This window comes from Leucobacter tenebrionis (assembly GCF_019884725.1).
GTDB lineage: Bacteria > Actinomycetota > Actinomycetes > Actinomycetales > Microbacteriaceae > Leucobacter > Leucobacter tenebrionis.
Genome location: NZ_CP082322.1, coordinates 919885 through 935455 on the forward strand (window position 1 = coordinate 919885; position 15571 = coordinate 935455).

13 protein-coding genes are annotated in these 15571 nt (G+C 70.8%); 6 read left to right on the forward strand and 7 right to left on the reverse strand.

Annotation, left to right across the window (positions count from 1 at the left end; genetic code table 11):
• The first annotated feature begins 117 nt into the window (after positions 1–117).
• Both KVY00_RS04335 and KVY00_RS04340 read left to right on the forward strand, forming a co-directional pair.
• Positions 118–1188, forward strand: coding sequence for a hypothetical protein (locus KVY00_RS04335; RefSeq protein WP_223044503.1), 1071 nt, complete (start codon positions 118–120; stop codon positions 1186–1188).
• Complete coding sequence (locus KVY00_RS04340; RefSeq protein ID WP_223044504.1) at positions 1185–1550, forward strand: GntR family transcriptional regulator; 366 nt, start codon at positions 1185–1187, stop codon at positions 1548–1550. Before KVY00_RS04335 ends, KVY00_RS04340 begins: the two co-directional genes overlap by 4 nt.
• A gap of 7 nt (positions 1551–1557) precedes the next feature.
• Here KVY00_RS04340 and KVY00_RS04345 read toward each other — a convergent pair whose 3' ends face one another.
• From KVY00_RS04345 to KVY00_RS04370, 6 genes are all read right to left on the reverse strand, one after another.
• Positions 1558–2385, reverse strand: a complete 828-nt coding sequence (locus tag KVY00_RS04345; protein ID WP_223044505.1) for a MazG nucleotide pyrophosphohydrolase domain-containing protein — start codon at positions 2383–2385, stop codon at positions 1558–1560.
• 98 nt (positions 2386–2483) lie between these two features.
• Complete coding sequence (gene mfd / locus KVY00_RS04350) at positions 2484–6278, reverse strand: transcription-repair coupling factor (RefSeq protein WP_223044506.1); 3795 nt, start codon at positions 6276–6278, stop codon at positions 2484–2486.
• Positions 6275–6865 (reverse strand): aminoacyl-tRNA hydrolase, encoded by a 591-nt coding sequence (gene pth / locus KVY00_RS04355; RefSeq protein WP_223044507.1) that lies wholly within the window; start codon positions 6863–6865, stop codon positions 6275–6277. The genes mfd and pth overlap by 4 nt, the downstream gene beginning before the upstream one ends.
• Before the next feature lie 164 nt (positions 6866–7029).
• Positions 7030–7620, reverse strand: a complete 591-nt coding sequence (locus tag KVY00_RS04360; protein WP_223044508.1) for a 50S ribosomal protein L25/general stress protein Ctc — start codon at positions 7618–7620, stop codon at positions 7030–7032.
• 205 nt (positions 7621–7825) lie between these two features.
• Positions 7826–8518: a uracil-DNA glycosylase gene (locus KVY00_RS04365; RefSeq protein ID WP_223044509.1), complete on the reverse strand. Its 693-nt coding sequence runs from the start codon at positions 8516–8518 to the stop codon at positions 7826–7828.
• Positions 8519–8523: 5 nt separating this feature from the next.
• A complete protein-coding gene (locus KVY00_RS04370; RefSeq protein ID WP_394358281.1) occupies positions 8524–9315 on the reverse strand; it encodes an SDR family oxidoreductase in 792 nt (263 codons plus the stop codon).
• Positions 9316–9438: 123 nt separating this feature from the next.
• On the opposite strand from KVY00_RS04370, the gene KVY00_RS04375 reads away from it, so the two are divergent.
• The 4 genes from KVY00_RS04375 to KVY00_RS04390 all read left to right on the forward strand — a co-directional run bounded on the left by KVY00_RS04375 (position 9439) and on the right by KVY00_RS04390 (position 14455).
• Positions 9439–10131 carry a helix-turn-helix transcriptional regulator gene (locus KVY00_RS04375; protein WP_223044510.1) on the forward strand — a complete coding sequence of 231 codons (693 nt, stop codon included), beginning with the start codon at positions 9439–9441 and terminating at the stop codon, positions 10129–10131.
• A 70-nt stretch (positions 10132–10201) separates the two neighbouring features.
• Positions 10202–11650, forward strand: coding sequence for an MFS transporter (locus KVY00_RS04380; RefSeq protein WP_223044511.1), 1449 nt, complete (start codon positions 10202–10204; stop codon positions 11648–11650).
• Entirely contained in the window at positions 11647–12987 is a 1341-nt protein-coding gene (locus KVY00_RS04385; protein WP_223044512.1) for an amidase family protein, read from the forward strand. The genes KVY00_RS04380 and KVY00_RS04385 overlap by 4 nt, the downstream gene beginning before the upstream one ends.
• A 145-nt stretch (positions 12988–13132) precedes the next feature.
• Positions 13133–14455 carry a bifunctional o-acetylhomoserine/o-acetylserine sulfhydrylase gene (locus tag KVY00_RS04390; RefSeq protein ID WP_223044513.1) on the forward strand — a complete coding sequence of 441 codons (1323 nt, stop codon included), beginning with the start codon at positions 13133–13135 and terminating at the stop codon, positions 14453–14455.
• A gap of 218 nt (positions 14456–14673) precedes the next feature.
• Here KVY00_RS04390 and KVY00_RS04395 read toward each other — a convergent pair whose 3' ends face one another.
• A complete protein-coding gene (locus tag KVY00_RS04395) occupies positions 14674–15528 on the reverse strand; it encodes an EamA family transporter (protein WP_223044514.1) in 855 nt (284 codons plus the stop codon).
• Positions 15529–15571: the final 43 nt, after the last annotated feature.

Sequence of the window (15571 nt, forward strand, 5' to 3'; positions counted from 1 at the left end):
CACGAGCGTCATTTCGACGGCACATCCAATCTTGTATTGCGCTCGCAATACAAGATTGTGCTAAATTTGCAGCACAAAGATCCACGGCCACGTGCCGCCGAGCGATGGGAGCGCGATATGGAAGTCATGAACTGGATCTTCTGGGGGCTTCGGACAATCCTGCAATTCCTGCCACCCGTCGAGATGGTGCTCACCCTCGGCCTGATCCTCTTCGGACTCTCATGGATCCGCCCCAGGCGCATCGTCTCGCTGCCCTCGAGCGGTCGCCGCGTGGAGACCCTCCGCTGGGTCGGGATCGCCGGATCGCTCGCCGTGGTCGCCGTCGGGAGCGTCACGAGTTGGATCGCCACACTCGACCCCCTGAACAACTGGGGCGGCTGGTGGCAGCGGCCCGCACCGCTCGCGGCGACCGCACTCGTGATACTGGTGGCGGCCCTGCTCCTGCGACGCGAACCGCTGCTCGCACCCGGCGAGGGCGCGATCTCCCCGAGGCGCCGCTGGTGGGCATTCACGCCGCGCGCCTCACTCTGGATCCTGTTCGCCTCCTCCTCGCTGCTCCTCGTCACCACCGCCTGGCAGCTGCTCATCGGCGTCTCCGCACCGCCAGGTGCGAATCGCTACGGGATCGTGCCACCCGAGACCGGGTTGCCCGTCTACATGACGATGCAGAACGGCATGGGCTACGTCTGGGGCGCCGGCTGGCCGAACCACCTCGCGACGCTGCTCGTCCTGCTGACGGCGGCCTTCGCGCTCGTCGCCCTACTCAGCACGGATGCGAACCGCCCCCTCTTCGCGCGCTCCTCGGCCGCGGAGGTACGCGAGGAACGCGCCTCGACAGCCCAGATCATCACGCTCCTAGCGCTCGGCGGCCTGCTGCTCACGCTCGGCGCGGTGTGGGCCCACGTCGGCTTCATCGGGCAGATCATCGTCGGCGTCTTCGAGGACAACGGTGGAGCCCCCGACCCTCAGCGCTTCGTCGTCGGCACCGGTTATCAGAGCATCGCACCGCTCATGCACCTGGGCGGCTACGTGGTGCAGGGCATCGGAGCCGCGCTGCTGCTGCGCCTCGCGGTTGACACCGGACGCGCGGTATTCGCCGGGCGCCGCGCGGCATCCCCGGATCCCGATCCGTCCTCCCCCGCCCCCGCCACGGCGTCGGCCTCGAGCGACACCGGAGCCGCACGATGACTCCCGCAAGCCCGGACGCTCCCGCACCGCGCACCGCCGACGACATCGCGGAACTGTTCCGCGGGGCGATCCGCTCCGGCCAGCTCGGCGACGGCGAGCGCCTGCCAACCGTGCGTCAGACCGCCCGCGACTTCGGGGTGGCCCAGGCGACCGCGGCCAAGGCCTATCGCACGATCGAGCAGGAGGGGCTCGTCGTCACCCGAACCGCCGCGGGAACCCGCGTGGCCCCCGGCGCGTCACGGGCGGCCGGAGCGGTCGTCGAGCACGCGCGCGCACTGGCCGAGGCGGCGCAGCGCGAGGGATCGAGCATCGACGACGCGGTGGCCGTACTGCGGGCGGTGTGGGGCGATCCCGGATCCTGAGAATGCCCTAATCGCCGTGTGTGACGCGGGCGGTGAAGCGGTCGACCGCGAGCCGGAGCGCACGGTCGGGATCGACGCCGGCCGCGTTCGCCCGCACCACGAGCGCGAGCATCGCGTCCCCGATGCCGTTCTCGGCCATGCGCTGCTCGTCGGGGCCGATCGATCCGGCGAGCGGATCATCCGGGTAGCTCTCGCCCGCGCTCGGGTCGACGAGCCGCGCGCGCTTCAGACGCTCGACCACTTTCGCGGCGCGAGCGAGCGTGGGCATGCCGGCGGGGATCCCCTCCAGCGGATCCCGCGATCCGCGCTCCTCGCCCGCCGCATCCTCCTTGAGACGCTCCCACTCCGCGTGCAGCTCCTCCACAGACATGTACCCGCGGTCCCCGAAGACGTGCGGGTGGCGGGCGACGAGCTTCTCATCGAGCCCCTCGGCCACTCGCGCGAGATCGTAGCCCTCGCCGTCGCGCTCCGCGATCGCGGCGTGGAACAGCACCTGATAGAGCACGTCACCGAGCTCCCCCGCAACCTCGTTCGACGGCAGCTCGCGCTCCACGGCGTCGATGAACTCGGCGGTCTCCTCCACCAGGAACGGAGTGAGCGACTCGTGCGTCTGCGCTCCGTGCCAGGCACAGCCGCCGGGCTGCACCATGGTGCGCACGGTGCGCATCACCGCGGCGAGGGCCTCCGCCTCCCGGGAGGGCGTCTCCCCGTCTTGGCCCGGCGCCCCACTCACGTTGTCGGGAGCCCGCGAAGCGCTCGAGGCACCCGGAGCGCTCGCGGCCCGCGAAGCGCTCGAGGCAGGGCTGAGGTGGTCGGCATCGTCGTCCTGGTCCATGTGATCCAGCCTACTGAGGGCCTCTGACGCTGGCCTGAGGGAGACGCCTCGAGCCTCGGAACGCCCGAAGAATCGGCGTACTAGTCCAGGAAAGACCCTCAGCCCTCCGCAGCCGCCTCCTCCTCGAGCAGCGTCGCGAGCACGCGGCCCGTCCAGGCGACGATGTCACCCTCGTCGCCGACGTTGCGCTGGCCCACGCCCGAGAGCGGGCTGCGCGAGGAGGCCGTGCCACCGGGCAGGGGGATCTGGAGCGTGCTCGTCGCCTCCGTGTACCGCGCCCCGGGGTACATGCGGTTCATGCGCATTCGACGGGAGTCGAGCAGCTTGACCGGCTCGATGCGCAGCGCGGGCCCGGCGGCCACGACCTTCGACAGGCCGAGTTTCGCGGCGCGGCGGCGCAGCGCCGAGACCGCTGCGAGGCGCTGCACCTCGGCGGGAGGCTCACCGTAGCGGTCGGTGAGCTCCTCGAGCACGAGCGACACGTGGTCCTCGGGCGCCTGCGGGTGCGACGCCGCCGAGAACTTCTGGTACGCCTCGAGGCGCAGCCGCTCGCTCTCCACGTACTCTTCGGGGATGTGCGCGTCGACGGGCAGCTCGAGCACCAGTTCGACCGGGCCGGTCGATTCCTCGCCCTTGAACGTATTCACGGCCTCGCCGATCATCCGCAGGTAGAGGTCGAAGCCGACACCCGCGATGTGCCCGGACTGCTCCCCGCCCAGCAGGTTGCCGGCACCGCGCAGTTCGAGGTCCTTGAGCGCCACCTGCATGCCCGATCCCAGCTCGTTATTGGTGGCGAGCGTCTCGAGCCGTTCGTGCGCGGTCTCGCTGAGCGGCTTGTCGGGATCGTAGAGGAAGTACGCGTACGCGCGCTCGCGGCTGCGGCCGACCCGGCCCCGCAGCTGGTGCAGCTGGCTCAGCCCGTACTTGTCGGCGTTGTCGATGATGATCGTGTTGGCGTTCGCGATGTCGAGGCCGGTCTCGACGATGGTGGTCGAGACGAGCACGTCGAACTTGCGCTCCCAGAAATCCTGTACCACTTGCTCGAGCTGGTGCTCGCTGAGCTTGCCGTGCGCCACGGCGACGCGCGCTTCGGGCACCAGCTCGGCGATCTGCGCGGCCACTCGACTGATCGAGGACACCCGATTGTGCACGAAGAACACCTGCCCCTCGCGCAGCAGCTCGCGACGGATCGCCGCGGTGATCTGCTTGTCGCTGCGCGCGCCGACGAAGGTGAGGATCGGATGGCGGTCCTCGGGCGGCGTGGCCAGGGTCGACATCTCGCGAATGCCGGTGACGGCCATCTCGAGCGTGCGCGGGATCGGCGTCGCGCTCATCGCGAGGATGTCGACGTTGGTCTTGAGCTTCTTCAGCGCATCCTTGTGCTCGACTCCGAAGCGCTGCTCCTCATCGATGATGACGAGGCCGAGATCCTTGTAGTGCACACTCTCCGAGAGCAGGCGGTGCGTGCCGATGACGACGTCGACCGTGCCCGCCGCGAGTCCGTCGATCGTGTCCTTCGCCTCCTTGTCGCTCTGGAACCGGCTGAGCGCTCGCAACTGCACCGGGAACCCGGCGAAGCGGTTCTGGAAGGTCTCGAGGTGCTGGTTCACGAGCAGAGTGGTGGGCACGAGCATGGCGACCTGCTTGCCGTCCTGCACCGCCTTGAACGCCGCCCTCACCGCGACCTCGGTCTTGCCGAAGCCGACGTCGCCCGCGAGGAGACGATCCATGGGGATCGAGCGCTCCATGTCGCGCTTGACCTCGTCGATGGTGGTGAGCTGGTCGAGGGTCTCGGCGTAGGGGAACGCCTCCTCCAGCTCGTGCTGCCACGGCGTGTCGGGCGAGAAGGCGTGCCCCTTCGACGCCACGCGCGCCGAGTAGAGCTTGACCAACTCGACCGCGATGTCGCGCACCGCCTTGCGCGCCTTCTTCTTCGCATTGGCCCAATCGCTGCCGCCCATCTTCGAGAGCGGCGGCGCCTCGCCGCCCACGTAGCGCGACAGCTGATCGAGCTGATCGGTGGGCACGTAGAGCTTGTCCTTGGGCATGCCGCGCTTGGTCGACGCGTACTCGAGCACGAGGTACTCGCGCAGCGCCTTGGTGGCGTCGCGTCCGACACCGGTCGGCACCATGCGCTGCGTCAGTTCGACGAACCGGCCGATGCCGTGCGTCTCGTGCACCACGTAGTCGCCTGCGACGAGCTTGAGCGGGTCCACCACGTTCTTGCCGCGGCGGCGTGCGAGCTTCTGCCCGCTCGCTGCCTGCGAGCTCACCGAGCGGCCGAAGAACTCCGCCTCGCTCGCCAGCAGGAGCTTCGCCTCCTCGCTCGCGAACCCCGACCAGGCGGTGCCCGCGACGAGGTACACCACGCCGTCCTCGAGCCGCTCGGGCAGCTCGTCGACCATGCGGGCGGCGGCCCCCGCCTCGACCAGCAGATCCCTCGCGCGCTCGACGAGCCCGACGCCCTGCGCGGTGACGACGACTCGCCATCCCTCGCGCAGGCGTTCGGAGAAGAGGCGGATCGCGGAGCCGGTCGCATCGGCACCGCTCGCGGGGCGGGGGAACGGGTTTCCCGCGACGTTGATCGCGAGCGCGTCGGCGACATGGGCCGCGGGGTCCTGCGACTCGCTGCGCTCGCGCAGGGTGACGGAGGGCTCCCCGGCGGCGCGGGTGCCGGAGGGCTCCGCGGCCGCCCCGGGACCAGCCTGCTCCGCCGGCTCCGACTCATCGGCCACGAACGTCGAGACCGTCCACCACGGCCGACCGCGCGACGCCGCGCGCAGCTCGGAGACCGAGAGCATACCGCTGTCATCGGTGGGCACCGGGGTGTCCGCACCCGCGGTCGCGGCGCTCCAGGCTGCCTCGAGAAACTCGCGGTTGGTCTCGGCGAGGCTGACCGCTCGGCCTGCCACGCGCTCGGGGGATGCGACGACCACCGCACCGCCCTCGGGCAGCAGTGCGGTGAGCGGGGCGAGGCCCGGTACGAGCTGCGGCAGCAGGCTCTCCATGCCCTCGACGGGGATGCCCTGGCTCATCTTCTCGAGCAGCGAGGAAAGCGCGGGGAAGCGCGGCAGCAGCTCGGCCGCGCGCTCGCGCACCTCGTCGGTGAGCAGGAGCTCGCGCGCCGGCCAGAGCTCGAGTTCGGGGATCGGGTCGCCGGCGCTGCGCTGGTCCGAGACCGCGAAGCGGCGGATCTGGTCGACCTCGTCACCGAAGAAGTCGACGCGCAGCGCCTGCTCGGCCGTGGGCGGGAAGACGTCGAGAATGCCACCGCGCACCGCGAACTCGCCGCGTCGCGTGACCATGTCGACGCGGGTGTAGGCGCGCAGCACCAGCTCGCGGGCGACCAGGTCGAGCGCTCCCCCGGGAGCGGAGGCAGCGCGGACCCCCTGCAGCCCCGGGGATCGTGAGGGATCCTCCCCTGCGCGCAGCACCAGCGGCTCGGCTTGCGCGGCGTGCGGAGAGACCGGCTGTAGGGCAGCCCGCACGGAGGCGACCATGATGAGCGGACGGAAACCGTGCGCGTCGTCCGCGTGCTCCCGCAGCAGTCGCAGCGCGGCCACACGGCGCCCGACGGTCTCCGCGCTCGGACTCAGTCGCTCGTGCGGCAGCGTCTCCCAAGCCGGGAACTCCGCTGTGACCGCCTCGGGGACGAGCGAGCCGAGTGCCGAACGCAGCGCATCCGCCTCGCGGCTCGTCGCCGCGATCACGAGCAGTGCCCCGCGGTCCCCCGCCTCGAGGCGCCTCCGCAGCAGCCCCGCGATGAGCGGAGCCCGCAGCCCCTCGGCGACCGAGAACTCGGCGTCGGTCGCCACCGATCCGTCGGCCGTCTCGAGCGCTCGCGCGAATGACGGAGATGCCTCGAGCAGGCGGTCGATCCCGCGCAGTGTCATTTGACGGCCCTTCCGTGAAAGCGCTGCTGAGCGGCGAGGAGGCCCTCGTCCACGAGAGCCTCGGCGGCATCCGCCGCATCCTCGAGCAGCACGGCCAGCGCACCGCGTTCGCTCGACCCGAAGGGGCGCAGCACGAAGTCGGCCGCGTCCTGCTGCCCGGGCGGCCGACCGATGCCCACCCGCACACGCAAGAACTCGGGGGTGCCGAGCGCCTTGGCGATGTCTCGCAGGCCGTTGTGGCCGCCGTGGCCGCCACCCTGCTTCAGCTTGATGGAGTCGAAGGGGATGTCGAGCTCGTCGTGAATCGCGATGATGCGCTCGGCCGGCACGCCGTAGTACTTGGCGAGCCCCGAGACGGGGCCGCCGGAGGTGTTCATGTACCCGTTCGATTTCGCGAGGATCAGCTTCGGCCCGCCCGGCCGCACGCGGCCCTCGGCCACGCGCGCGCCCGCGCGGTGCGGCGAGAAGCGCGCCCCGAGGCGCCCCGCCAGCACGTCGAGCGCCATCTGCCCGACGTTGTGCCGCGTCGCCTCGTACTTCGCCCCGGGGTTGCCCAGGCCGACGATGAGCCAGCTGTCATCCGACATGCGCTCCTCGACTTTCTCTCGCGTGCGCCAGAACCGGAGCATCTGCTCCTCCCTTCGGGTGGAATGCTCGCAGATACCACCGACATTCTTGCAGTACAGAAACAGGAGGCCCGTCGGAGCGGTGGTCGTCCAACGCTCCGACGGGCCCGAATGCCGGTTCCGAGTTACTCGGCGGCTTCCTCCTCCGAGGCCTCCTCGGCCTCGTCGGCGGCGGTGCCGCGCGGGGTCACCACGTGCACGACCAGCTGCTCCACCGCGTCGAGCAGCGTCGCGCCCTTGGGCAGCGTCACGTCACCGGCGAGGATCTGAGCGCCCTCTTCCAGGCCCTCCACGCTGACCTCGACGTGCTCGGGGATCGAGGTCGCGGGAACGCTGAGGCGGAGCGTGTTCAGCTCCTGCAGGGCGTTGGTGCCCGAGAACGATTCGCCCGTGACGTGCACGGGGACCTCGACCTCGACGGTCTCGCCCTTCTTCACGACGAGCAGGTCGACGTGCTCGATGATCTGGCGCACCGGATCCTTCTGCACGTCCTTGACGAGCACGAGCTCCTTGCGACCCTCGATGTCGAGCTCGATGACGGCGTTGGCGTGACGGATGATGAGGCTCAGCGGGTGGGTCTCGAGCGCGATGTGCGCGGGATCGGTGCCGTGGCCGTAGACGACCGCGGGGGTCTGACCGGCGGCGCGCAGCTTGCGGGCCGCACCCTTGCCGAAGTTGGTGCGCGTGGTGGCGACGAGCTGATTCGTCTCGCTCATGATGTTCTTCTCCTTGCGGGCTTTCGCCCAACCGAAGGCGGTGACCCGCCTGCTTGATGTTGTCTCGCCGTGTGGCGCGTCAGAAGGGCCCGCAAAGAGGCTCTACCGCGTCGATCACGGGCGCTGGAGCGCCCCTCGCCGAAGTACAGCCACCTATCTTACCTCACCGTCCGCCTTATCAAAACGATCAGGCCCCGCGATCCGCCTACCCGGCGAGCCGCCAGTCCACGGGATCCGTCCCCTGCGCGACGAGGGCCTCGTTCGCCCGACTGAACGGGCGCGATCCGAAGAAGCCGCGCGAGGCCGACAGCGGCGAGGGGTGCGGGCTCTCGATCCGCGGCACGGATCCCAGCATGGGCGCGAGCGAACGGGCGTCGTTCCCCCACAGGATCGCGACGAGCGGGCCGCCTCGGGCGACCAGGGCGCGGATCGCGTGCTCCGTGAACGCCTCCCATCCCTTGCCGCGGTGCGACGCGGGGGCACCGGCGCGAACGGTCAGCACCCGGTTGAGCAGCATGACGCCGTGGTCGGCCCACGCGGTGAGGTCGCCGTGGGGCGCGGGCGGGATGCCGAGGTCGCTCTGCAGTTCCTTGTAGATGTTCTGCAGGCTGCGCGGGATCGGACGCACCTCGGGCGCGGTCGCGAAGGAGAGCCCGATGGGATGCCCCGGTGTGGGATAGGGATCCTGCCCCACGATCAGCACCCGCACGTCGGCGAGCGGTCGCTGGAACGCGGCGAGGATCCGGTCCCCCGCGGGCAGTACCCGATGCCCGGCCGCGCGCTCCGCGTTCAGGAAGCGGCCGAGTTCGGCGAGCCGATCCCCCATCGGCGCGAGGGCTTCGGCCCAGTCGGCTGCGATGTGGCCGTTCTCGGCGAGCTCGCTCAGTGTCATCGCCATCGCGCTCACTCCGCCTTCGGCACGAGCGGGCCGCGGTGGGTGTGGAACACACTCGACTGGGCGACGGGGCGCAGCACGATCAGGTCCTGGTTCACGTGCGGCGGCTGCTCGAAGGCGCCGACCAGCACGCGGGCCACATTCTCCGCCAGAAGCGGAGTGACATCGGTGTAGGGCTTCGCGGCCGCCTCGGCGTCGCCGCGCAGCCGGTTGAGCGTGAACTCCTCGGTGTGCACGAGACCGGGGGCGAGTTCCATGACGCGGATGGGCTCGCCTGCGAGTTCGAGGCGCAGCACCTCCGTCACCGCCCGCGCCGCGTACTTGGCGGCGTTGTACCCGCCACCGCCGGGATACGCGCCGTGGCCGGCGGTCGATGTGAGGTTCAGGATCGAGGCCCACCCGGTGCGCCGCGCGCCCTCCCGCAGCACCGGCAGCAGTGCGGCGGTGACCGAGCGCAGCCCGATCACGTTCACCTCGAACATACGGCGCCAGTCCTCGTTCGAGGAGCGCTCGACGGACTCCGTGCCGATCGCACCGCCTGCATTGTTGACGAGCCCCGTGGCCCCGCCCGTCGCGGCGACCTCGGCGGCCAGGCGCGACACCTGCTCCTCGTCGGTCACGTCGCAGACGACGGGGTGCGCTCCCGTCTCTGCGGCGAGCGCGCGCAGACGGTCCTCGCGGCGGGCGACGGCGACGGTCTGCCATCCGAGCTCGGAGAATCTTCGCACGGTCGCCGCCCCGATCCCGGAACTCGCTCCGGTGACCACCACCCGTCTCAGCATCTCGACCCCGCTTCCCATCATCCTCGGGCGCGTTCGACGGCGCCCTCCCGGTCCGAGCCTATACCGCGGCTCGGCCGAGGCTCCGGGCCGCTACCATGGAAGTCCGCACGCTTTCCGTTCGACGTCGAATCCGAGGCCGCCGTGAACTCTTCGCGCACCCTGATGTGCCAGGCCATCGACATCGCCGTCTCCTCCGCTCCCCTCGCCGAGCGCAGGCTGCAGCTCGGCGAGACGCTGCGACGGCTGCTCGGCGCCGAGATCTTCGTCTCCTACGTGTGCGATCCCCAGGGGCCGTACTCGGATCCCGTGCAGATCAGCATGGGCGAGGACGCGCTCGAGGATTACGACAGGCACTTCCGGCACGTCGACACGCTGACCCCGCGGCTCTTCGAACGCCACCGCACCTCGACGGTCGCCCCCGCACCGGATCCCGACGACGAGTTCGTGCGCGACTTCCTGCACCGACGGGACATGTACCACGGGGTGAACTACTTCGCGGCGCAGCCCGCCCCCGGCTCGATCGACCTCCGACTCTGGCGCGGCAGACGCGCGCGCCCCTTCGACACCGTCGACGCCAGGGTGCTGCAGAGCGTGGGCGACCTGGTGACGAGGCTCTGGCGGCCCGAGGAGCCGCGGAAGCCGCTGAGCCTGACGCCGCGCGAGGCCCAGGTCGTCGAGCTGGTCGCCGAGGGCTGGGGCGACAAGCAGATCGCCGCCAGGCTGGGGATCTCCGCGGCGACGCTGCGCACGCACCTCTCGCACAGCTTCGAGAAGACGGGCACCCGCAACCGGGCCGGGCTGGCCGCCCACTTCCTCCGGCATCATCAGAAATGACGATGGCGGGCGGGGCCTCCTCCGGCTGAGACTTTCGGGGACGCAATCTCCATCGACCAAAGGAGCCCCGATGACTTCGTCACCCGCGGCCGTCTCATCGGCATCGCGAGCCGAACTCCTCCGCCGCATCGACCGCTTCCCCCGCTGGGGCCTGACCGCCGCCTCGGTGCTCACGATCAGCCTCGGCATGCTCTTCGTGCAGTACGACATCTTCAACATCAACGTCTCGTTCGTGCAGACCTGCCTCCAGATCGTTGACGGCTGCTCGCCGACGAACTCGGACGCGTTCATCGGCCTGCCCGTCTTCATGAGCCTCGTCGGCTACGGCATCGGAGCGCTGCTGCTCGGGCCGCTCTCCGACCGCTTCGGGCGCCACAGCATGCTCATCGTCTCGATGGTCATCACGGGGCTCGGGTCGCTGTACTCGATGCTGTCGTTCGACGAGGCGCACTTCGTGCTCTCCCGCCTGATCACCGGTATCGGCGTCGGCGCCGACCTGGCGATCATCAACGTCTTCGTGAGCGAGGTCTCGCCCCGCCGTCTGCGCGGGAAGTACACGAGCCTGCTCTTCATCATGGCCGCGTTCGGCTCGGCGCTGGGCATCTGGCTGGGCCTGTGGCTCACGACGCCCATGGGCGACTGGCCCTCGGGTCTGCCCTTCGCGCTCGCCTCCGAGAGCTTCGATTCGGGGTGGCGCTGGGTGTACGGGATCGGCGCGGTGCTCGCGGTGGTGTCGCTCTTCCTGCGGATATCGCTTCCGGAGTCTCCGAGGTGGCTGGCGGATCGCGGGCGCCTCGACGAGGCCGCCGCCGTGATCTCCCGCATGGAGGCGCTCGCCACCCGGCGCGCCCCGCTGCTCCCGGCGGATGCGAACCCGGTTGCGATCCCGGAGCCCTCGACGAGCACCTGGGGCGCGATCCGGGAGCTCTTCCGCTCGCCCTTCTATCTGCGTCGGCTCGCGGTGCTGGGCGCCGCCTGGGGCCTCGGCTACCTGACGATCTACGCGTTCTCGGGGGCGTTCACGTCGGTGCTCGTGCGGCAGGGCTACACGCCGGGAGAGGCCGGCATGGTGTCGGCGGTCGGACTGCTCGGCTTCATCGCCGCGGCGTTCGCGATCCGCAGCGTGGTGGATCGCCTCGAGCGGAAGCTGTGGATGATGGTCGGAGGCGGGATCGCCGTCGTCGGCGCCCTGCTCGTGGCGTTCGGCGGGGAGTCGCCGCTCATCGTGTTCGCCGGGGCGATCATCCTCTTCTTCGGCCAGAACCTCTGGGTGCCCGCACAGTACGCGCTGACGGCCGAGAGCTTCCCGACGCGCTTCCGCACGACCGCGTACGCGCTCGCCGACAGCATCGGGCACGTCGGCGGCGGGCTCGGGGTGTTCCTCCTGGTGGGGGCGCTCGGGCAGCTGCCGCTGCAGGCGACGATGCTGGGGCTCGTCGCGTTCCTGGTGCTAGGTTCGTTCGTCAACCTCCTCGCAGTGAATACGCGGGGCAAGAATCTGGAGGAGATCTCCCAGTGAGCACGAGCATCGCGCGCATCGTCGAACCGATCGAGCACCCCGACGAGGGCACCTGGACCCAGCTCGCCACCGCGGCGCAGATCGAGGAGCAGCCCCGTCAGAACGACGACGCGCCGTTCCCGATCGCGGTCAAGGCGAACATCGCGGTGCGCGGCTTCCGCCGCTCGGCCGCCTGCCCGGTGTTCGACACCGTGCCCGAGGAGGTCGATGCGCCCGTCGTCGCGCTGCTGCGGCGGGCCGGCGCCGTGGTCGTCGGCACGACGAACATGCACGAGCTCGCCTTCGGCATCACCTCGGATAACGCCGCGTTCGGCGCGGCGCGGATCCCGAGCCATCCGGGGTTCTCGGCGGGCGGTTCCTCGGGCGGCAGCGCCGCGGCGGTCGCCTCGGGAGCCGTGCCGATCGCGCTCGGCACCGACACCGGGGGCTCGGTGTCGATCCCGGCCGCGCACTGCGGGATCGCGGGGTTCCGCCCGAGCACCGGGCGCTGGCCGACCTCGGAGATCCTCGGGCTGTCGACCACTCGGGACACCCCCGGGGTGTTCGCGCGATCGGTCAACGACCTCGAGCGGGTGGATCGCTGGGTCGCCGACGAGCGGCCGGCCCGTGCCGCGACGGGCGCGGCAGACGCGACGGGCGCGGCGCGTACGGCGGGGGCGGCCGGCAGGCCGATCCGGATCGGGCTGCCGACGCGGCTGTGCGACGACCTCCGCCCCGAGACCCGAGCGGCGTTCGAGGCCGCCCTCGACCGCCTGCCCGCCCGGTTCAAGACGGTGCACGCCGATTTCGACGAGATCCAGGAGGCGGCCATGGCGGCCGAGACCCCGCTGGTGATGTGGGAATCCCGCAGGCTGCTCGGCGATGCCGCGGGCCGCGCACTCGGGCTCCCGCCCGAGGCCGCGTTCGAGCGTCTCGTGCGCGAGGTCGCGAGCCCCGACGTGCGGTCGGTGCTGCTCGCGGAGCTCCGGTCACCGGTGACGGCCGAGGCCTACACCGAGGCCCGATCCCGGGTCTTCGCGGCCCGCTCCGCCTACTCCCGCCTGATGTCCTCGCAGCAGCTGGACGCGCTCCTCTTCCCCACCGCACCCGCGCCCGCGCCGGCGCTCGGGATGGGCGGCATCGTCGAGCATCTCGGGCGCGAACTGCACATCTTCAACCTGTACACGCGCAACACCGCGCAGGGCACGGTGCTCGGTGTGCCCATGGTCACGGTTCCTGCGCCGGTCGCCCGCGGAGCGCTGCCCGTCGGCGTCACGCTCCAGGGACACCGCTTCGACGACCGGAGCGCCCTCGCCCTCGCCCGAGAGCTCGAGACGGCGCTCGCGCCGGAGGGGTGAGCGGGGCCGCGCAACGTTACGCGCCGTGTCTGGCACCATTGTCCTTCTCAGGCGCAGTTCGTAGTCTCGACAGCATCGCCCATCCGAGCGAACGCGTCGACTACCGCGCCCGTCCACCGCACGACCCACTCACCGAGGAGTTTTCATGACCGACCAGACCTGGGGCTTCGAGACCAAGCAGATCCATTCGGGCCAGCAGCTCGACGCGACCGGCGCCCGCGCGCTGCCGATCCACCAGACCACGGCCTACGTCTTCTCCGACACCGACCAGGCGGCGAACCGGTTCGCGCTCACCGAGCCGGGCAACATCTACACCCGCATCACCAACCCCACCCAGGATGTCGCCGAGCAGCGCGTGGCCGCTCTCGAGGGCGGCACCGCCGCGCTCTTCCTCGCGAGCGGCCAGGCGGCGTCGACCTTCGCCGTGCTGAACATCGCGGGCTCGGGCGACCACATCGTCTCGTCCAGCTCCATCTACGGCGGCACCTACAACCTGTTCAAGTTCACGCTCGCGAAGCTCGGCATCGAGGTGACCTTCGTCGAGGACCAGGACGACTCCGCGGCCTGGCAGCGCGCCGTGCGCCCCAACACCAAGCTGTTCTTCGCCGAGTCGATCGCCAACCCGCGCTCGGCGATCCTCGACATCCGCGCGGTCGCAGACGTCGCGCACGAGAACGGTCTGCCGCTCATCGTCGACAACACCGTGGCCAGCCCCTACCTCGTGCGCCCCCTCGAGCACGGCGCCGACATCGTGCTGCACTCGGCCACCAAGTTCCTGGGCGGCCACGGCACCACCCTCGGCGGCGTGATCGTCGACGGCGGCACCTTCCCCTGGTCGCAGCACGCCGATCGCTTCCCCGGGCTCACCGAGCCCGATCCCTCGTACAACGGCATCAGCTACACGGGCGCGGTGGGCGACGGCGTGGCCTTCGTCATCAAGGCGCGCACGCAGCTGCTGCGCGACCTCGGGTCGGCGATCGCTCCGCAGAGCGTGTGGCAGCTGCTGCAGGGCATCGAGACGCTGTCGCTGCGGATGGAGCGCCACGTGCAGAACGCGCAGGAGGTCGCGGAGTGGCTCGACAACCACGACGACGTCGCCGGCGTCTCCTACTCGGGGCTGCCGTCGAGCCCCTGGTACGCCCTCGCGAACCGCTACGCGCCGAAGGGCGTGGGCGCTGTGCTCTCGTTCGACCTCAAAGGCGGGGTCGAGGCGGGTAAGGCGTTCGTGAACGCGCTCGAACTGTTCAGCCACGTCGCCAACATCGGCGACGTGCGCAGCCTGGTGATCCACCCCGCCTCGACCACGCACTCGCAGCTCACCCCCGAGCAGCAGCTCACCGCCGGCGTCACCCCGGGCCTCGTGCGCCTGTCCGTCGGTCTCGAGAGCATCGCGGACATCAAGGCCGACCTCGAGCGGGGCTTCGCCGCGGCACGGCGTGTCGTCGCCGAATCGAACGCGCGGGCGTAGCGCGCCGCTGTTCGTCGCGCGCTCGGGCACGGGCGTGTCCTCCCGTTCTTCGGAGCACACCGTTTATTCGGATCAAACCCAAGCGATCCGATCCGAATAAACGGTGTGCTCCGAAAGACGGGATGGGCGGGGGCCGAATGGGCGGGGACCGAATGGGCGGGGACCGAATGGGCGGGGACCGATCAGGGCAGACCCGGCGGGCAGGATGGCAGACCGCGTCAGACCGTGCGACGGGAGCTCGCCACGACCCCGGCGCTCGCCGCCACGACGAGCAGGATCGCCAGCAGTTGCCGGGCATCAAGCTGCTGGTGCAGCACCGCGAGACCGGCGAGGGCGGCCACGGCCGGCCCGAGGCTCGACAGCACGCCGAACACGCGCGCCGACATGCGCTTCAGCGCGAGGAACTCGAGCCCGTAGGCGATCACGCTGGTCATCAGCGCCAGAACGGCGAAGGCGCCGAGCAGCCCCGGATCCTGCCGTACACCCTGCAGCGCCTGCCCGGCCCCGAGCGGCACGATCACGACCGCCGCGACCGCCACCGAGGCGACCAGCCCGTCGATCCCCCGCACGCGAGAGCTGAGGCGCGCGGAGGCCAGGATGTAGAGCGCCCAGAACGCCGCGGCGACACCCGCGAGCAGCGCGCCGCGAAGCGTCACCGTGCCGGTATCGTCGAGGCCCAGCAGCAGGATGCCGCCGAGCGCGAGCAGCACCCAGGCCGCGTCGACGGCCCGGCGGATCCCCGCGGCGGCCACGGCGAGCGGCCCCATCAGCTCGATCGTGACCGCGAGGCCGAGCGGGATCTCCGCGATCGCCAGGTAGATGAAGACGTTCATGCCGCCCATGCCGATCCCGAGCAGCACGACGCCCAGCCAGGTTCGCGCGCTCCACTCCCGCACCCGCGGCCGCACGAGCACGATGAGGATGACCGCGGCGAATCCCAGCCGCAGCGCGGCCGCGCCGAGCGGCCCGACGCTCTCGAAGAGCGACCCGACGAAGGCATTGCCGAACTGGACGCTGAAGATGGCTGCGACGGCGAGCAGACTCGCTGGGACGCGGGGCGGATCGGCGAGCACCTCAACACCCTACCGCCGCGTCCGCTGTGCCGCACCGCGCCGC

What these genes read in the sequence shown, in the direction of transcription:
- KVY00_RS04335 (WP_223044503.1), top strand. Translation starts at nt 118, where the DNA reads ATGGAAGTCATGAACTGGATCTTCTGGGGGCTTCGGACAATCCTGCAA.
- KVY00_RS04340 (WP_223044504.1), top strand. Translation starts at nt 1,185, where the DNA reads ATGACTCCCGCAAGCCCGGACGCTCCCGCACCGCGCACCGCCGACGAC.
- KVY00_RS04345 (WP_223044505.1), bottom strand. Translation starts at nt 2,385, where the DNA reads ATGGACCAGGACGACGATGCCGACCACCTCAGCCCTGCCTCGAGCGCT.
- mfd (WP_223044506.1), bottom strand. Translation starts at nt 6,278, where the DNA reads ATGACACTGCGCGGGATCGACCGCCTGCTCGAGGCATCTCCGTCATTC.
- pth (WP_223044507.1), bottom strand. Translation starts at nt 6,865, where the DNA reads ATGTCGGATGACAGCTGGCTCATCGTCGGCCTGGGCAACCCCGGGGCG.
- KVY00_RS04360 (WP_223044508.1), bottom strand. Translation starts at nt 7,620, where the DNA reads ATGAGCGAGACGAATCAGCTCGTCGCCACCACGCGCACCAACTTCGGC.
- KVY00_RS04365 (WP_223044509.1), bottom strand. Translation starts at nt 8,518, where the DNA reads ATGGCGATGACACTGAGCGAGCTCGCCGAGAACGGCCACATCGCAGCC.
- KVY00_RS04370 (WP_394358281.1), bottom strand. Translation starts at nt 9,315, where the DNA reads ATGGGAAGCGGGGTCGAGATGCTGAGACGGGTGGTGGTCACCGGAGCG.
- KVY00_RS04380 (WP_223044511.1), top strand. Translation starts at nt 10,202, where the DNA reads ATGACTTCGTCACCCGCGGCCGTCTCATCGGCATCGCGAGCCGAACTC.
- KVY00_RS04390 (WP_223044513.1), top strand. Translation starts at nt 13,133, where the DNA reads ATGACCGACCAGACCTGGGGCTTCGAGACCAAGCAGATCCATTCGGGC.